A 14,294-nucleotide genomic window follows, 5' to 3' on the forward strand; every position below is an offset into this window, starting at 1 on the left:
CACCTCCCCCTTGCGGGGGAGGATTGAGTGCGTCCGTCCGTCATCCTGACGAACGTCAGGACCCAGAGCCAAGCAGGGCCGCGTTCGGTTACCCTGGGTCCTGACGTTCGTCAGGATGACGAGACGCGTCTCAAACCGTCTCGCGCAACGCCAGCGCCCGCGCGAACACCGCGTCGAACATCGCCGCGGTCAGCACCCCCGTATTCACGTTGTAGCGCGAGCAATGGAAGCTATCGATCAGGATGCGCCCATCTGGCATCACATGCTCCGCGCCATGCGCAAAGCGCGCCTTGGGGAGCCGTCCGCCGAGCATCTTCACCGCAGACTGATGCGCGATATGCCCCAGCGCCACGAACACGCGCGCGGTCGGCACCGCATCGGCCTGCGTCTCGAGAAACGGCCGGCAGGTCCGGATTTCTTCCGGCGTCGGCTTGTTCTCCGGCGGCAGGCACTTCACCGCGTTGAGGATGATCGCACCGTCGAGCGCCAGCCCATCCTCGGCCTTGGCGCCATAGGTACCGGTGGCGAGCCCGAACCGCCCCAGCGTCTCGTACAGGAACTGCCCCGCATAATCGCCGGTGAACGCGCGGCCCGTGCGGTTCGCGCCGTGCTTGCCGGGCGCGAGGCCGATGATGCCGAGCCACGCCGCCGGATCGCCGAACGCGGGCACGGGCGCGTTCCACCAGGTTGGGAACTCGGCCCGCAATTGCTCGCGCACCCCGACGAGGCGGGGGCAGAGCGGGCAATCACGCGACGGCTCGGTCTCGGGCAGCGCGGCGACGGGCGCGAAGACCGTCGTGACGTCGACCGCGCCGGCCTCGTCGTCGGTTTCGGGGAGCTCGGTGGGGTAAGGTGTGGAATCCATAGGATTGCGCTAGGCGGACCAAATGTCGCCTGCAACCCCGCACCCGATGATCGCGCGCGCCCCGACGATCTATGCGATCGCGCTCGGCTCCAATCGCCGCGGCCGTCACGGGAGCCCCGAGCGCGAGATCGCCGCCGCGCTGGAGGCACTCGGCGCTGTCGTCGCACGGTCGCCGACCGTCACCAGCGCACCGCTCGGGCCGTCGAACCGCCGCTACGCCAACGCCGTCGCGCTGATCGAAACGCCGGAGGACCCCGCCCCGCTCCTGGTCCGCCTCAAACGGATCGAACGCAGCTTCGGCCGCCGCCCCGGTCGCCGCTGGGGCAGCCGCGTGCTGGACCTCGACATCGTCCTCTGGTCAGGCGGCACCTGGTCGTCGCGCGGGCTCACCGTGCCGCACGCCGCGTTCCGCACGCGCAGCTTCGTGCTCGGCCCGCTCGCGCGCCTCGTGCCCGCTTGGCGCGATCCGCTGACCCATCGGACGATCCGCCAATTGGCACAGATGGTTGACCGACGGCACCCGCGCGACTAGGTGCGCGGTCCACGATGGCGGGGGTCCGTAGCTCAGTTGGTAGAGCAAGCGACTTTTAATCGAGAGGTCCCGGGTTCGAGCCCCGGCGGACCCACCATCGGCATCACACCACAGTCGCGGCGCCGAGCGTGCGATTGCGCGATGCCAGCGCCATCGCCGCGAACAGGATGAAGGCGGCCTCGGCCGGATTGCGCAGCCGACCCTGCGCCTCGTTGACGATCTGCGCGCTGACGAACACCGTGATCAGCCACGCCGCAGCGATGATGACGAGGAAGACGCATTCGGGCGATGGCGCGGGCCGTCCGCGGACCAGATCCCAGCCGATCCGCACCGCCTGCCAGACGCAGAACGCGAAGAACAGACCGGTCAGGACCGAGGCAATCGCCTCGATCACATAGACCGGGTTGAGCACGTTGCTCGACCGGCTGCGCTGCGCATCCTTCGCGTAGATCAGTTCGTGACGCCAGCCGGCCGGATTGCGGTCGATGCCGAGATAATCGACGCTGATCTTGCTCGAATTGCCGCGCACGAACACCGTGACGGTGTCGAGCAGGAACGCCTTGGCAAATGCCGGCTTGTGCAGGGCGACCTCCTCGAGAAAGCGCCGCACCGAGATGCCGCCGCCGCCCAGCAGGTCGGCGGGCGGGCTGATCCCGTTGGCCTTTTCGGTGATCTGCGCCTTGCTCTGCAGGTTCCAGCCGAGATTGGCGCTACCGCCCTTATTGTAGCCGATCTGCCCCGTATATGCCGACGACAAGGCGGTCCAGAGCAGCAGCGGGGCCATGCCGACCGCGGCCATCGCATAGAGTCCCGGCGTGCGCAGATGCGCACGCGCCGCAGGCATGAGCAGCGCCAGGACGAAGGCGATCGGTAGCATCGCCGCGATCACCGGCCGGATGAAGATGGCGAGGCCGATGCACAGCCCCGCCAGGAGGAACGGCGCGATCCGCCCGCCGCGCACCCCTGCCAGAATGAGCGCGAGCCAGGCGACGCACAATGGGGTCGCGATCGCTTCGGTGACCAGCTGATGCGGAAAGGCGATGTTCTGGGGGAGCAGCACATAGAGCAGCCCGCAGCCGAGCGCGGCGCGTCGCCACGGGATCAGCCGCCCCGCGATCCGCGCCACCAGCCAGCCGGCGCCGACCGCCAGCGCGATCTGGACCAGGATCACGCCGATCGGTCCGCCCAGCCGCCACGGCAGCGCCGCGAACAGATATTCGCCCGGTACGATCGGCGCATCGGTCAGCCATGCGATCGTCGATCCCTGCTGGCCGACAAAGCCCTTCAGCGTGATCAGCCGTTCCATCCCGCGATCACCCCAAGTGAACGCGCGGAATCCGGTCATGATGTCGTAGGGCAGGATCGACAGGTGCAGGACGAGCGCGACGATCGCGACCCACCGCGCCTGCACATCGCGCGCGGCCGCATCCCGTATCGCGCCGCCGTCGTGCATGTCCGCGTTCCCCCTGGTGGCGACATGCGCGCCATCTTCGTTACTAGGTCTTCGCCACTAGGGTGCGCGCACCGCCTGTCAATTCGTGGCGCGCAATCCTGCCCTACATGTCCATGATTGGGACTGCGCAATCGTTATTTAACGGCAATGTGCGAGTAGTGCGATATAGTGGCGACACAGCGGGACGACGAAATTTTGCGGATCATGGCGGCAGGTCTCGGCGGTATCCGGTGGATCGCGTGAACGTCGAGAAAACAATGGCGTCGGATCAGGATGATACGCGCCCGAACGCGCTGCGGGGCGATGGCGTGGCGCTGGTCGTCGATCTCGACAACACGCTGATCCGCGGCGACGTCGCCATCGAAGCCTTGGTCAGGGGCATCCGCCGCGTCGCCGTCCTGCTCGCCATCCTGCGATGCCTTCTGGCAGGGCCGGCGGCGATCAAGACGGTGCTCGCCAGGCGCGTCCCGGTCGACGCGGCGCGGCTGTCGTACCGTGAGGAGGTGCTCGGCGTGATCGCCGCGGCGCGCGGTGCCGGGCGCCCGGTGATCCTCGCCACGGCGGCGCATTGGCGCACCGCGCGCCGGGTCGCGGCCGTCGTCGGGCCGTTCGACGCGATCATCGCCAGCAGCCGCCGGCATAACCGCAAGGGCGCGGCCAAGCTTGCGGCGATCCGCGCGCTGCTCGACGGGCGGGCGTTCGACTATGTCGGCGACTCGTCCGCCGATCGCCCGCTCTGGCAAGCCGCGCGCACCGCCTACACCGTGGGAATCGACACTGGAGTCTCCGGGCAGGTCCGCCTGGCCGCGGCGTCCGGCACGCTGCGCATGCTCGCAAAGGCCGCGCGCCCGCATCAATGGGCGAAGAACATCCTCGTGCTGGTGCCGCTGATCACGTCGGGCCAGCTGACCGAGCCGGTCCAGATCGCCAGGGGGCTGGTCGCCTTTGTCTGCCTGTCGCTGATCGCGTCGAGCATCTATCTGGTCAACGACGTGCTCGATATCGATGCGGATCGGGGCCATGCCCGCAAACGGTATCGGCCGATCGCATGGGGTGCGCTGACGATCCCGACCGCGCTCGCCGCCGCCGTCGTCGGCGTGTCGCTGGGGCTGGCGCTGGGCGGAATATTGCTCGGCCCGGCGAGCCTGGTCGCGCTTGCCGGCTATTGCGGACTGACGCTGGCGTACAGCATCCGGCTGAAGGCGGCGATCATCGCCGACGTGCTGACGCTCGCGTGTCTCTATACGATCCGGATCATCGTCGGGATTGCGGCGATTATGGTGCCGGTGTCGTTCTGGCTGCTGCTGTTCTCGATCTTCCTGTTCCTCAGCCTCGGCTATCTCAAGCGCTATGTCGAGCTGCGCGGCAGTACGCGCGCTGCGCACGAACTGCTGAGCGGCCGCGGCTACATCCCGTCGGACGAAGGGATCGTGGCGATGAATGGCGTCGCCGCGGGGATGGTGTCGATTCTCGTGCTCGCGCTGTTCGCCGAAGCGATGGCGCGCGGCAACAGCTATGCCAGCCCGGCGCTGCTCTGGCTGTTGCCGCTGCCGCTGCTCTATTGGCTCAACCGGATCTGGATGATGGGGCGAAGGGGCGAAGTCGACAGCGATCCGGTCGCGTTCGCGCTGACCGATCGCACCAGCCTGGCGGTCGGGGCGATCTTGGCGGCGATCCTGCTGGCGGCGAAGTTCATCCCCTTCCGCGCAATCGTCTGACGCCCGGCGCAGGACATGCGCGGCCTTTTCGCCCGCGCTCAGGCATAATGTATCGTTCGACGCTCAAGGGGAATTTGGTGCGCATTGCTGAAACGGAAGCCGGCGTCCGGTCGACGCCGCGGGGGCCCGTGCTGGGCTGGATCGCCGCGCACGGGATCGGTGCCCTCCTGCTGACGTGGATCGCGCTCGCCAATGGCTATCCGCTGCTCTTTTCGGACAGCGGCGGCTATCTGCGGGTCGCGACCGAATTTCGCTATCTGCTCGATCGGCCGATCACCTATGGCCTGATGATCGCGCCGTTCGTGCGGCTGTTGGGTCTGTGGTCCGTGGCCGGCGCGCAGGCGCTGTTCGCGACCTGGCTGATCGGTCAGGTGCTCGTCGCTGTCACGATGCGGCGGTCGGCGGTGATGCTGATCGTGACGATCGCGGTGTTGGCGGTGTCGAGCAGCCTGCCGTGGTTCACCGGGCAGGTGATGCCCGATCTGTTCACGTCGCTCTTGGCCCTGACGCTGTACCTGCTGCTGTTCGCGCCCGGTACGCAGCTGCGCGTGTGGCTGTTGGCGGCGGTCGCGACCGGACTGATCGCGCTGCATCTCAGCCATATTCCGCTTGCCGCCGCGCTGATCGTCACGGGCGGCGCGGTGCTGTTCTGGCAGGACGGCGGGCGCGCGGCCGTACGGGGCGTGATCCCGGCGCTGGCGGCGTTGCTGGTCGCGATTCTGGGTCTGTGCACCGTCAGCCTCATCGTCGTCGACAGCTTCCGCCCCAGCCTGGAATCGAACCAGTTCCTGGTCGCACGAACCTTCGACGGTGGGATCGGCCAACCCGTACTCGCACGGATCTGCCGGACCGAGACGTGGCGACTGTGCCGCGTTCGCGGCTTCGTCGACGATCCACGGCGACCCCAGCCGGGCCAGGATTACCTCTGGGCCGCGGACAGTCCGCGCGCTCCGCTCGAGATTGCGAGCCCGGTCGCGTTTCGGGCCGAGGAGGGCGCGTTCGCCCGACGCGTGCTCCACGACGACCCCGGCGGGACGCTGCGGATCGCCGTGCTGGGCTGGCGCGATCAGCTGATCGACGCGCGCGCCGCGGACGGGATGGTCGCGTATCGCCCGCGCATGCTCGTGGTGCAGCAGATCCATCGGTATTTCTCGGGCACGGGCGGGGCGTTCGATACGTCGCGGCAACAACGCGGGGTGCTGCAGCGGCTGGCGATCGCGCCGGACCGGGTGATCGCGCTGCTGATGTCGCTGGCCGCGCCGGTCTTCCTCTGGGCGGCGATCCGGCGCGGCGATCGGCGCATGACCGCGTTGGTGGTCCTCGTCCTCGTCACGGTCGTCGCCAACGCGGCGATCTGCGGGATCCTGTCGGGACCGGCCGATCGCTACCAGAGCCGGATCGTGTGGCTGCTCGTGCTGATCGGGATAGTGGGTGTCGAACGGTGCGGCCGTACCTTGTCCGGTCGAGCCCGGTCGCTAGATACGCGACATGATACCCGACCGCCCGAATCCAGGACAACGACCGCGTTCCCCTGAGGCCGTGATCGCCGCGCTTCCGCCGCATCGCGAAAGGCGCCACCTGCCCAGGGTTTTCGCAGGAGCGTCGGTCGCGGCGGTCGGCATCATCCTCATCCTGCTCGTCGGTTTCGCGGTCGATCACTGGCCGTTCGCGTTCGACCGGTCGATCATCCTCGGCTTGCGCGCCTGGGGGGGGCCGTCATGGCTGCCCAAGGTCGCGTCCGACGTCACCGCGCTCGGCGGTGGCATCGTCCTGACGATCGTGGTGGTGATCGTCGCGGGCCTTTTGCTCGTCCAGCGGCTCTGGCTGACCGCGCTCGCGATCGTCGCGTCGAGCATCACCGGCAACGTCGTCGTCGAGCTGGTCAAGCTGCACGTCGCGCGTCCGCGTCCCGACATCGTCACGCACCTCGTCACCGTCACGCATATGAGCTTCCCGAGCGGGCATTCGGCGAACAGCGCGATCGTCTACCTGACGCTCGCCGGTCTCGCCTCGCAGGTGACGCAGGATCGCGCGACTCGCGCGTACATGCTCGTCGTCGCGATCCTGCTGGTCGGCGCGATCGGCTGCAGCCGCGTGTATCTTGGCGTGCACTGGCCGAGCGACGTGCTGGCCGGGTGGAGCTTCGGCACGCTGTGGGCGCTCGCCTGGTGGCTGGCGACCGCGCGCGTGCGCACCTCAATCGGCGGCGAGCGCTAGCACGGCCTTCGCCGCCTTCAGATGCGGCGCGTCGACCATCCTGCCCTCGATCTGCAGCGCGCCCGCGCCCGGATTTGCGGCGAACAGGTCGACGATCGCCTGAGCCTTGGCGCGATCTTCGGCCGACGGCGTGAACGCGGCGTTGATCACCGCGACCTGGCTCGGGTGGATCGCCATCATGCCCGTGAAGCCGTCGCGCCGCCCCCGCGCGGCATAGGCGGCAAGCCCGTCGAGATCGCGGAAATCGGGATAGACGGTCTCGATCGCCGCCACCCTCGCGGCATGCGCGCCGAACAGCGTAAGCGACCGCGCGAGCTGATACGGCGCGGTGTACGATCCGTCCGCCTCACGCGAGGTCGCCGCGCCGATCGCGGCGGGCAGATCCTCTGCGCCCCAGGTCAACCCGACGAGCCGGTCGGTGACGCCGCCATAGCTCCCTAGCATGAAGATCGCCGCAGGCGTTTCGGTCGCGATCGGCAGGATCACGGTGTCGCCGCTCAGCCTGGCGTCGAGCGCGGCGAGGCTGGCCGCGCCTTCCGCCTTGGGCAGCACGATCCCATCCGGCTTGCCCGCGAGCACCGCCGCGAGGTCGTCGTCCGCCAGCCCCGAATCGAGCGGATTGATCCGCACGAACAGCGGCACCGTCCGCGGTTCGGCTAGGGCCGCGGCGACATGCGCGCGAGCCGCGGCCTTGCCCGCGGGCGCGACCGAATCCTCCAGATCGAGGATCAGCGCGTCCGCCCCCAGGCCGCGCGCCTTGACCATCCGCTCGGGCCGGTCGCCCGGCACGAACAGCAGCGAGCGCAGTCTCACCGGCCCTTCTCGGCCAGCGCGCGCTCCCACGCCAGCGCGTCGCGGACGATCCCGTCGAGATCGGCGTGACGCGGCGTCCAGTCGAGCCGTTCCAGGATCGCGCGATTGTCCGAGATCAGCATCGCCGGATCGCCCGCGCGCCGCCCTTCGAACCGCCGCTCGATCGTCCGGTTGGTGACCTTGTCGACCGCATCGAGCACGTCGAGCACGGAAAATCCCTTGCCGTAGCCGGCGTTGAGCGTGTGGCTCTTGCCACGCTCGGCGACCAGGACTTCCAGTGCGGCGACATGCGCGGCGGCAAGGTCGGTGACGTGGATATAGTCGCGCACGCCGGTGCCGTCGGGGGTGGAGAAGTCGGTGCCGTAGACGCCGACATGGCTTCGCTTACCGGTGGCCGCCTCGACCGCGATCTTGATCAGGTGAGTCGCACCGACCGTCGACTGGCCGCTGCGCCCCTGCGGATCCGCGCCCGCGACGTTGAAGTAGCGCAACGCGGCATAGTTCATCGGGTGCGCCGCCGCGACGTCGCGCAGCATCGCCTCGGTCATCAGCTTCGACATGCCGTAGGGGTTGATCGGCACGGTCGGATCGCCCTCCGCGACGGGCACCTTCTCGGGCGTGCCATAGGTCGCGGCGGTCGACGAGAAGATGAAGTGGGGGACATGCTCGACCACCGCGCTCTCGATCAGCGCGCGGCTGGCGGCGGTGTTGTTGCGGTAATATTTGAGCGGATCGCTGACCGATTCGGGGACCACCACCGAGCCGGCGAAATGCATGATGGCGCGAACGCCGTGCGTCCCGATCGCCGCGCGCACCGTCGCGTCGTCGGCGACGTTCGCCTCGACCAGCGTAGCGCGAGGATCGACCGCCCAGTCGAACCCGGTGACCAGATTGTCGACCACGACGACCTCATATCCCGCGTCGAGCAGCGCCAGCACCGCGTGGCTGCCGATATAGCCGGCGCCGCCGGTAACCATAACCTTGCCGTCGAGCTTTGGACCATCGATCATACGCATCTCCTCTTTGTTGCGCGGTAGCGACTTCCTATCTTGGGAGAAAGGAGATCGTGATGACGGATTATGTAACGCTGGCCGGCGGGTGCTTCTGGTGCACCGAGGCTGTGTTCAAGGACGTGATCGGCGTCGAGAGCGTCGAGAGCGGCTATATTGGCGGGCACGTGCCCAATCCGACCTACAAGCAGGTCTGCGGCGGCGACACCGGTCATGCCGAGGCGATCCGGATCGGCTTCGATCCCGAGCAACTGAAGCTTGGCGACCTGCTCGACATCTTCTTCGCGACGCACGACGCGACGACGCTGAACCGGCAGGGCAACGACGTCGGCACGCAATATCGCTCGGCGATGTTCCCGGCGGACGACGCACAGAAGACCGAGATGCAGGCGGCCCTCGAGCGCGCGCAGGCTGACTCGCCCAAGCCGATCGTCACGACGATCGAACCGATGGATACGTGGTACGAGGCCGAGGGCTATCACCAGGATTACTGGGAAACCTCGGGCCGCTCGAACCCCTATTGCATGGCGGTGATCCCGCCCAAGCTGCAGAAGCTGCGCAAGAGCTTCGCGGCACGGTCGAAGGCGGCGGTGAACGCGTAAGATAGCCGTTCCCCCGCGGACGCGGGGGGAGGGCCCAATACCGGACTACAACCTGACTTCTGGGCCCCCGCCTCCGCGGGGCAACAGGAGTCAGCGATGCGCGGCACGGCGCAGGCGATCGTTGATCGCTTCGCCGATGCCGTGCGCAGGGATCGGTGCGATGGCGATCGTCGCACTGCCGTTCGCGTCGGCGGCGTGCAGCAGATCGAACAGCTTCGCGGCGGCTTCGACCAGGTTTCCCGATGCGGAGAGCGATACGTCGCCGGCCACGTCGCCAAACCCGATCAGCCACTCGCCGGGTTCCGCATCGATTGCATGCAACCGAAGCGTCTTGATCGGCGCGTAGTGGCTTTCGAGCTGCCCCGGCGCGGTGACTGTATTTCCCCCCTGCGAAGGCCGGGGCCCAATTGGGGGGCGGCTATGATGTGCGCCGCGCTCCGTTACATCCGACATGCCAATTGGGCCCCGGCCTTCGCCGGGGAGGTGCATTAGCAGCGCTTCCGCCGTCACCGGCCCGGGCCGCAGCACCGTCCGCCCTGCGACGATCGTCGATTCAAGCCCCGCCTCGGTCGCACCGTCGTCGAGAATCAGCGGAACGTTGCCCCCCAAACTCGTCGCGACATGCGCTGCCATCGTCGGCGAAATCCCCCCGCTCGCATTGGCCGAAGGCGCCGCCAACGGCCGCCCCGAAGCGGCAATCACCCCCTGCATCGCCCGGTGCCGCGGCACCCGGATCGCGATCGTCTCCAACCCCGCCGTCACCAGCGCCGCGATCCCCGAACCGCTGCGCACCGGCAGCACCAGCGTCAGCGGCCCCGGCCAGAACGCCGCGGCGAGCGCGCGCGCGTCCGTATCGAACACCGCGATCCGCTCCGCCGCCGCCAGATCGGCGACATGCACGATCAACGGATTGAAACTCGGGCGCCCCTTGGCGGCATAGATCCGCGCCACCGCCTCGGCATTGGTCGCGTCCGCGGCGAGCCCGTAGACCGTCTCGGTCGGCACCGCGACGATGCCGCCGTCGCGAATCAGCGCGGCGGCTTCGGCGATCGCGGCCGTGCCGTAGGGTAAAATCCGAGGGTGTGGACGGGTCATTCCACAGGCGTATAGCGGGTCCAAACCGTAGCGATAAGAGGATGCGATGGCCTTCACTCCAGCAACCACCGAACAGCGTTTCGTGCTCGACCATGTCGTGCGGATCGGCGAACTCGCCGACACCGAACGCTATGCCGCCGCCAGCGACGACGTCGTCGACGCCGTCCTCGAAGGCGTCGGTCAATTGGCCGCCGGCGAATGGGCCCCACTCAACCGCACCGGCGACACCGTCGGCGCAAAGTGGACCCCTGAAGGCGTCGTCATGCCGGACGGCTTCGCGCAGGCGTACAAGGATTATGTCGAGGGCGGCTGGGGCACGATCGGCGTCGAGGAGGAATGGGGCGGGCAGGGGCTTCCCTTCGCGATCCAGACCGCGGTGCTCGACACATTGGGCTCGGCGAACATGGGCTTCGCGCTCTGCCCGACGCTGACCGTCGGCGCGATCGAGGCGCTCCAGCACCACGGCTCACCCGAGCAGCAGGCGCTGTACTTGCCCCATCTCGCGACCGGCGAATGGACCGGCACGATGAACCTGACCGAACCACAGGCTGGCTCCGACGTCGGTGCCCTCCGCGCGACCGCGACTCCACTCGGTGACGGCAAGTGGAGCATCAAGGGCACCAAGATCTACATCTCGTTCGGCGATCACGACATGGCGCCGAACATCGTCCACCTCGTCCTCGCCCGCACCCCCGGCGCCCCCGCCGGGACCAAGGGCATCTCGCTGTTCCTCGTGCCCAAATACCGCCTCAAGGACGATGGCACGCCGGGCGACTTCAACGACGTCCGCGTCGTCTCGATCGAGCACAAGATGGGGCTCCACGCCTCGCCGACCTGCGTGCTGAGCTTCGGCGACCATGACGACTGCATCGGCGAGCTGATCGGCGCGGAGCTGGGCGGCATCCGCGCGATGTTCACGATGATGAACAATGCGCGCCTCAACGTCGGGCTGCAGGGCGTCCAGGTCGCCGAGGGCGCGACGCAGGGCGCGGTCGCCTATGCGCTCGACCGTGTCCAATCGGCGCGCGCGGGCTCGCCGAACAAGGAGTCGGTCAAGATCGTCGAGCATCCCGACGTCCGCCGCATGCTGATGCGGATGAAGGGGCAGACCCAGGCGGCGCGTGCGCTGGTCTACTACGCGGCGGGGCAGGTCGATCGCGCCAACATGGGCGATCACGCCGCGCGCAACCGGCTCGAACTCGTCACCCCGCTCGCCAAGGCGCACGGCACCGATCTGGGCAACGAGGTCGCCTCGCTCGGCATCCAGGTGCATGGCGGCATGGGCTATGTCGAGGAAACCGGCGCCGCGCAGTATTTCCGCGATGCGCGAATCACGCCGATCTACGAGGGCACCAACGGCATCCAGGCGGCCGATCTGGTTGGGCGCAAGCTCGGCCTCGACAATGGCGGCGCGTTCGCCGCGCTGATCGCCGACATCCGCGCGGAGGCGAAGGATGAGCGGCTGCTCGCGCTGGTCGACGCGTGCGAGGCGATCGGGCGTCGTCTGGCGACCGCCGACGCCGACGACAAGCTCGCGGCGAGCTATCCGTTCCTGACGATGCTGTCGGTCGCGACTTGCGGCTGGCTCATGGAGCGGCAGGGCGGCGTTGCCGGCACCGACGATTTCGGCCGGATGAAGACCGCGGCGGTGCGCTTCTACCTCGACCAGATCGTCCCCGAGGCGATGGGGCTGAATGCGGCAGCCAACGCCAGCGCGGCGGTGCTGTACGCGATCGAAGCGGACCTGTTCGCGGCCTGAGCGGGGCATAATCAAGCCCCGTCATCCTGACGAAAGTCAGGATCCAGAGCCCCGTGCACCGGCGTCCGTGGCTCTGGATCCTTGGTCGAGCCCAGGATGACAGGGTGGGGTAGGGGCCCGCCCTCGTACATTGCCTTCTACCCCCGTTCGATCCTCCCCACCGTCCGTTCGCCCTGAGCGAAGTCGAAGGGCAGGTCCCACACGCACGTGCTTCGACTTCGCTTGGCTCGAACGGTAAGGGGGGCGGGAAAAGGGATACAGAAAACCAGATGTTCGACCTCGACGCCTATCTCACCCGTGTCGCCATGCCCGCGCGCCCGACGCTCGACTCGATCGGTCTAGGCCGCCTCCAGCACGCGCATCGCCTCGCAATCCCGTTCGAGGATCTCGACGTCGTGCTCGGCCGCGGCATCGCGATCGACAGCGCCTCGGTGTTCGCCAAGCTCGTCACCGCGCGCCGCGGCGGCTATTGCTTCGAGCATAACCGCCTGTTCCTCGACGCGCTCGCCGAGCTCGGCTTCACCGCCCGCCCGCTGCTCGCGCGCGTCTGGTACGCGGCGACCGACGTACCGCCACCGCAGACCCACACCTTCGCGCTCGTCACGATCGAAGGGCAGGACTGGATCGCCGACACCGGTTTCGGCGGCAGCTACACGCCGGTCCTCCCGCTGGCGGACGGCGCCGAGGCGACCGCGCCCGATGGCGCGCGCTTCCGGCTGGAAGCGACCGACAGCGGCTGGATGCTGCTGCGCGACGGCGATTACATGACCACCGATGGCCGCGGGACAGGCGACGGGTTCCAACCGCAATACAGCTTCACGCTCGCGCCGGTGTTCGCCGCGGATCTCGCGCTGTCCAACCACTGGACGTCGACCGCGCCGTCCAGCCGCTTCACCCACACCCCGATCGCCAGCGTCGTCCTGCCCAATGGCTTCGCGTCGCTGATTGGCCGCAACTATCGTCGTCGGTCGGGCACCGACACGACGGTCGGCGAGATCACCGATCCGCGCGTGTACCGGATCCGCATGAGCCTGTTGTTCGGGATCGACCTGAGCGTCGAGGATGTCGCCGCGCTAGGGCTGTTCTGAAGGCCCGGAAGGGGCTTCCAACCTAACTTCCGTTCGTGCTGAGTAGCGACCGAGTAGCTGCGTCAGCAGCGTATCGAGGGCGCGTATCGAAGCATGGGTTCCGTGCGCCGACCTGTCCTTCGATACGTCCGCTCGATACGCCGCGTCGCGCCTGCTCGATGACTATTTAGGACGAACGGATTTGGGTCACAGGCGAACGGCTCGCGCGCGTTCAGACCCGCTCGCGTTCCAGCAGGTCGCGCGCGTTCAGCCCGAGCAACTCGATATGCCCGAGGATCCGCGGCCACTGCGTCGTCACGAAATTCTCGCGCTCGGCGATCCGCAACGCCTCTGCCGCGCCCGGCATCACGAACATCCCGACGCCGCGGCGGACCTCGACATAACCGTCATCCTGAAAGCTCTGATACGCCTTGGCGACCGTCAGCGGGTTCGCGCCCTGCTCGGCGGCAAACGCGCGGACCGACGGCAACTGGTCCCCCGCGCGATAGTCACCTCGGAGAATCCCGGCGGCGATCGTGCTGCGGAGACGGATATATACGGGGCTGTCGTCGCTGCTGAGCGCTGTCATGCTGTTCTAATACAGCAATCGGGCGAATAGTCGAGTCCTTAGGATCCCCAACGGCTTACCAACCGTGCCATATCCGGGCGGGGCCGTTCGTCGAGCGCACGCGACGGCGTGCCGATGAACATGAAGCCCGCGATCCGCTCCGACGGCGAACCGAACGCATCGCGCACCGCATCCGAGAACGCCGCCCAGCCGGTCAGCCAGCCGCCCGCGAACCCCTCGGCATGGACCGCGTGCAGCAGGTTCATGCACGCCGCGCCCGCCGACAATTCCTGCTCCCACAGCGGAATCTTGCTCTCCTTGGGCGACGACAGGACGACGACCAGCGTCGGCGCCTGGTGCGCGAACTGGTCAAGCGACTCCAGCTCAAGCCGCGACGCGTCGGGACGCTCGGCGAGGTACGCGTCGGTGATTAGCGTCGACAGCGCCTTGCGGTGGTCGTCGCCGACCACGACGAACCGCCACGGCGCCAGCTTGCCATGATCGGGCGTCCGTGCCGCGATCTCGAGGATCGTCGCCAGCTGATAGGAATCGGGGCCGGGCGCTATCAGGTCGCGCGGCTTGCCCGAGCGGCGGG

The 14,294-nt window shown here is 68.1% G+C and carries 14 protein-coding genes and 1 tRNA gene; 8 read left to right on the forward strand and 7 right to left on the reverse strand.

Translation table 11 applies throughout. From position 1 onward, the window contains the following. Window positions 1-130: 130 nt before the first annotated feature. Window positions 131-865, reverse strand: a complete 735-nt coding sequence (locus ASE88_RS08840) for a uracil-DNA glycosylase (protein WP_082466412.1) — start codon at window positions 863-865, stop codon at window positions 131-133. Between the two features lie 22 nt (window positions 866-887). Between ASE88_RS08840 and folK the strand changes: the two genes are divergently transcribed. Both folK and ASE88_RS08850 read left to right on the forward strand, forming a co-directional pair. Beyond that, entirely contained in the window at window positions 888-1,397 is a 510-nt protein-coding gene (gene folK / locus ASE88_RS08845; protein WP_082466414.1) for a 2-amino-4-hydroxy-6-hydroxymethyldihydropteridine diphosphokinase, read from the forward strand. A gap of 21 nt (window positions 1,398-1,418) precedes the next feature. Next, window positions 1,419-1,494, forward strand: a tRNA-Lys gene (locus tag ASE88_RS08850). Between the two features lie 6 nt (window positions 1,495-1,500). Here ASE88_RS08850 and ASE88_RS08855 read toward each other — a convergent pair. Further along, window positions 1,501-2,850 (reverse strand): ArnT family glycosyltransferase, encoded by a 1,350-nt coding sequence (locus ASE88_RS08855; protein ID WP_056477591.1) that lies wholly within the window; start codon window positions 2,848-2,850, stop codon window positions 1,501-1,503. Window positions 2,851-3,089: 239 nt separating this feature from the next. Between ASE88_RS08855 and ASE88_RS08860 the strand changes: the two genes are divergently transcribed. From ASE88_RS08860 to ASE88_RS08870, 3 genes are all read left to right on the forward strand, one after another. Beyond that, window positions 3,090-4,568 carry a UbiA family prenyltransferase gene (locus ASE88_RS08860; RefSeq protein WP_162233412.1) on the forward strand — a complete coding sequence of 493 codons (1,479 nt, stop codon included), beginning with the start codon at window positions 3,090-3,092 and terminating at the stop codon, window positions 4,566-4,568. 77 nt (window positions 4,569-4,645) lie between these two features. Next, the gene (locus ASE88_RS08865; RefSeq protein WP_156356991.1) at window positions 4,646-6,103 is read left to right on the forward strand and encodes a hypothetical protein; all 1,458 of its coding nucleotides are present in this window, start codon (window positions 4,646-4,648) and stop codon (window positions 6,101-6,103) included. Window positions 6,104-6,107: 4 nt separating this feature from the next. Continuing rightward, complete coding sequence (locus tag ASE88_RS08870; RefSeq protein WP_235527891.1) at window positions 6,108-6,785, forward strand: phosphatase PAP2 family protein; 678 nt, start codon at window positions 6,108-6,110, stop codon at window positions 6,783-6,785. On the opposite strand, the gene ASE88_RS08875 is transcribed toward ASE88_RS08870, so the two are convergent. Further along, on the reverse strand, window positions 6,765-7,598 hold the full coding sequence (locus tag ASE88_RS08875) for an HpcH/HpaI aldolase/citrate lyase family protein (RefSeq protein ID WP_055875373.1): 834 nt from the start codon (window positions 7,596-7,598) through the stop codon (window positions 6,765-6,767). The genes ASE88_RS08870 and ASE88_RS08875 overlap by 21 nt on opposite strands. Beyond that, on the reverse strand, window positions 7,595-8,608 hold the full coding sequence (gene galE, locus ASE88_RS08880; RefSeq protein WP_056477597.1) for a UDP-glucose 4-epimerase GalE: 1,014 nt from the start codon (window positions 8,606-8,608) through the stop codon (window positions 7,595-7,597). The genes ASE88_RS08875 and galE overlap by 4 nt, the downstream gene beginning before the upstream one ends. Window positions 8,609-8,667: 59 nt before the next feature. Between galE and msrA the strand changes: the two genes are divergently transcribed. Continuing rightward, window positions 8,668-9,210 (forward strand): peptide-methionine (S)-S-oxide reductase MsrA, encoded by a 543-nt coding sequence (gene msrA / locus ASE88_RS08885; RefSeq protein WP_055874293.1) that lies wholly within the window; start codon window positions 8,668-8,670, stop codon window positions 9,208-9,210. 90 nt (window positions 9,211-9,300) lie between these two features. Here the strand turns inward: msrA and ASE88_RS08890 are convergent, their stop codons facing one another. Further along, on the reverse strand, window positions 9,301-10,305 hold the full coding sequence (locus ASE88_RS08890) for an L-threonylcarbamoyladenylate synthase (RefSeq protein ID WP_056477599.1): 1,005 nt from the start codon (window positions 10,303-10,305) through the stop codon (window positions 9,301-9,303). 46 nt (window positions 10,306-10,351) lie between these two features. Between ASE88_RS08890 and ASE88_RS08895 the strand changes: the two genes are divergently transcribed. Continuing rightward, a complete protein-coding gene (locus ASE88_RS08895; protein WP_056477601.1) occupies window positions 10,352-12,064 on the forward strand; it encodes an acyl-CoA dehydrogenase in 1,713 nt (570 codons plus the stop codon). Window positions 12,065-12,333: 269 nt separating this feature from the next. Next, window positions 12,334-13,152 carry an arylamine N-acetyltransferase family protein gene (locus ASE88_RS08900; protein ID WP_056477603.1) on the forward strand — a complete coding sequence of 273 codons (819 nt, stop codon included), beginning with the start codon at window positions 12,334-12,336 and terminating at the stop codon, window positions 13,150-13,152. 211 nt (window positions 13,153-13,363) lie between these two features. Here the strand turns inward: ASE88_RS08900 and ASE88_RS08905 are convergent, their stop codons facing one another. Both ASE88_RS08905 and ASE88_RS08910 read right to left on the reverse strand, forming a co-directional pair. Beyond that, window positions 13,364-13,720 (reverse strand): GntR family transcriptional regulator, encoded by a 357-nt coding sequence (locus ASE88_RS08905; protein ID WP_055874281.1) that lies wholly within the window; start codon window positions 13,718-13,720, stop codon window positions 13,364-13,366. Between the two features lie 38 nt (window positions 13,721-13,758). Beyond that, window positions 13,759-14,294: nitroreductase (locus tag ASE88_RS08910; RefSeq protein WP_056477605.1), on the reverse strand; the 536-nt coding region annotated here is incomplete at its 5' end.

The sequence above is a fragment of the Sphingomonas sp. Leaf38 genome (assembly GCF_001421825.1).
In the GTDB taxonomy this organism is placed as follows: domain Bacteria; phylum Pseudomonadota; class Alphaproteobacteria; order Sphingomonadales; family Sphingomonadaceae; genus Sphingomonas.

Excerpts from the sequence above, each read along its gene's own strand:
- ASE88_RS08840 (WP_082466412.1), bottom strand. The coding sequence starts at position 865 with ATGGATTCCACACCTTACCCCACCGAGCTCCCCGAAACCGACGACGAG.
- folK (WP_082466414.1), top strand. The coding sequence starts at position 888 with ATGTCGCCTGCAACCCCGCACCCGATGATCGCGCGCGCCCCGACGATC.
- ASE88_RS08855 (WP_056477591.1), bottom strand. The coding sequence starts at position 2,850 with ATGCACGACGGCGGCGCGATACGGGATGCGGCCGCGCGCGATGTGCAG.
- galE (WP_056477597.1), bottom strand. The coding sequence starts at position 8,608 with ATGATCGATGGTCCAAAGCTCGACGGCAAGGTTATGGTTACCGGCGGC.
- msrA (WP_055874293.1), top strand. The coding sequence starts at position 8,668 with ATGACGGATTATGTAACGCTGGCCGGCGGGTGCTTCTGGTGCACCGAG.
- ASE88_RS08890 (WP_056477599.1), bottom strand. The coding sequence starts at position 10,305 with ATGACCCGTCCACACCCTCGGATTTTACCCTACGGCACGGCCGCGATC.
- ASE88_RS08895 (WP_056477601.1), top strand. The coding sequence starts at position 10,352 with ATGGCCTTCACTCCAGCAACCACCGAACAGCGTTTCGTGCTCGACCAT.
- ASE88_RS08900 (WP_056477603.1), top strand. The coding sequence starts at position 12,334 with ATGTTCGACCTCGACGCCTATCTCACCCGTGTCGCCATGCCCGCGCGC.
- ASE88_RS08905 (WP_055874281.1), bottom strand. The coding sequence starts at position 13,720 with ATGACAGCGCTCAGCAGCGACGACAGCCCCGTATATATCCGTCTCCGC.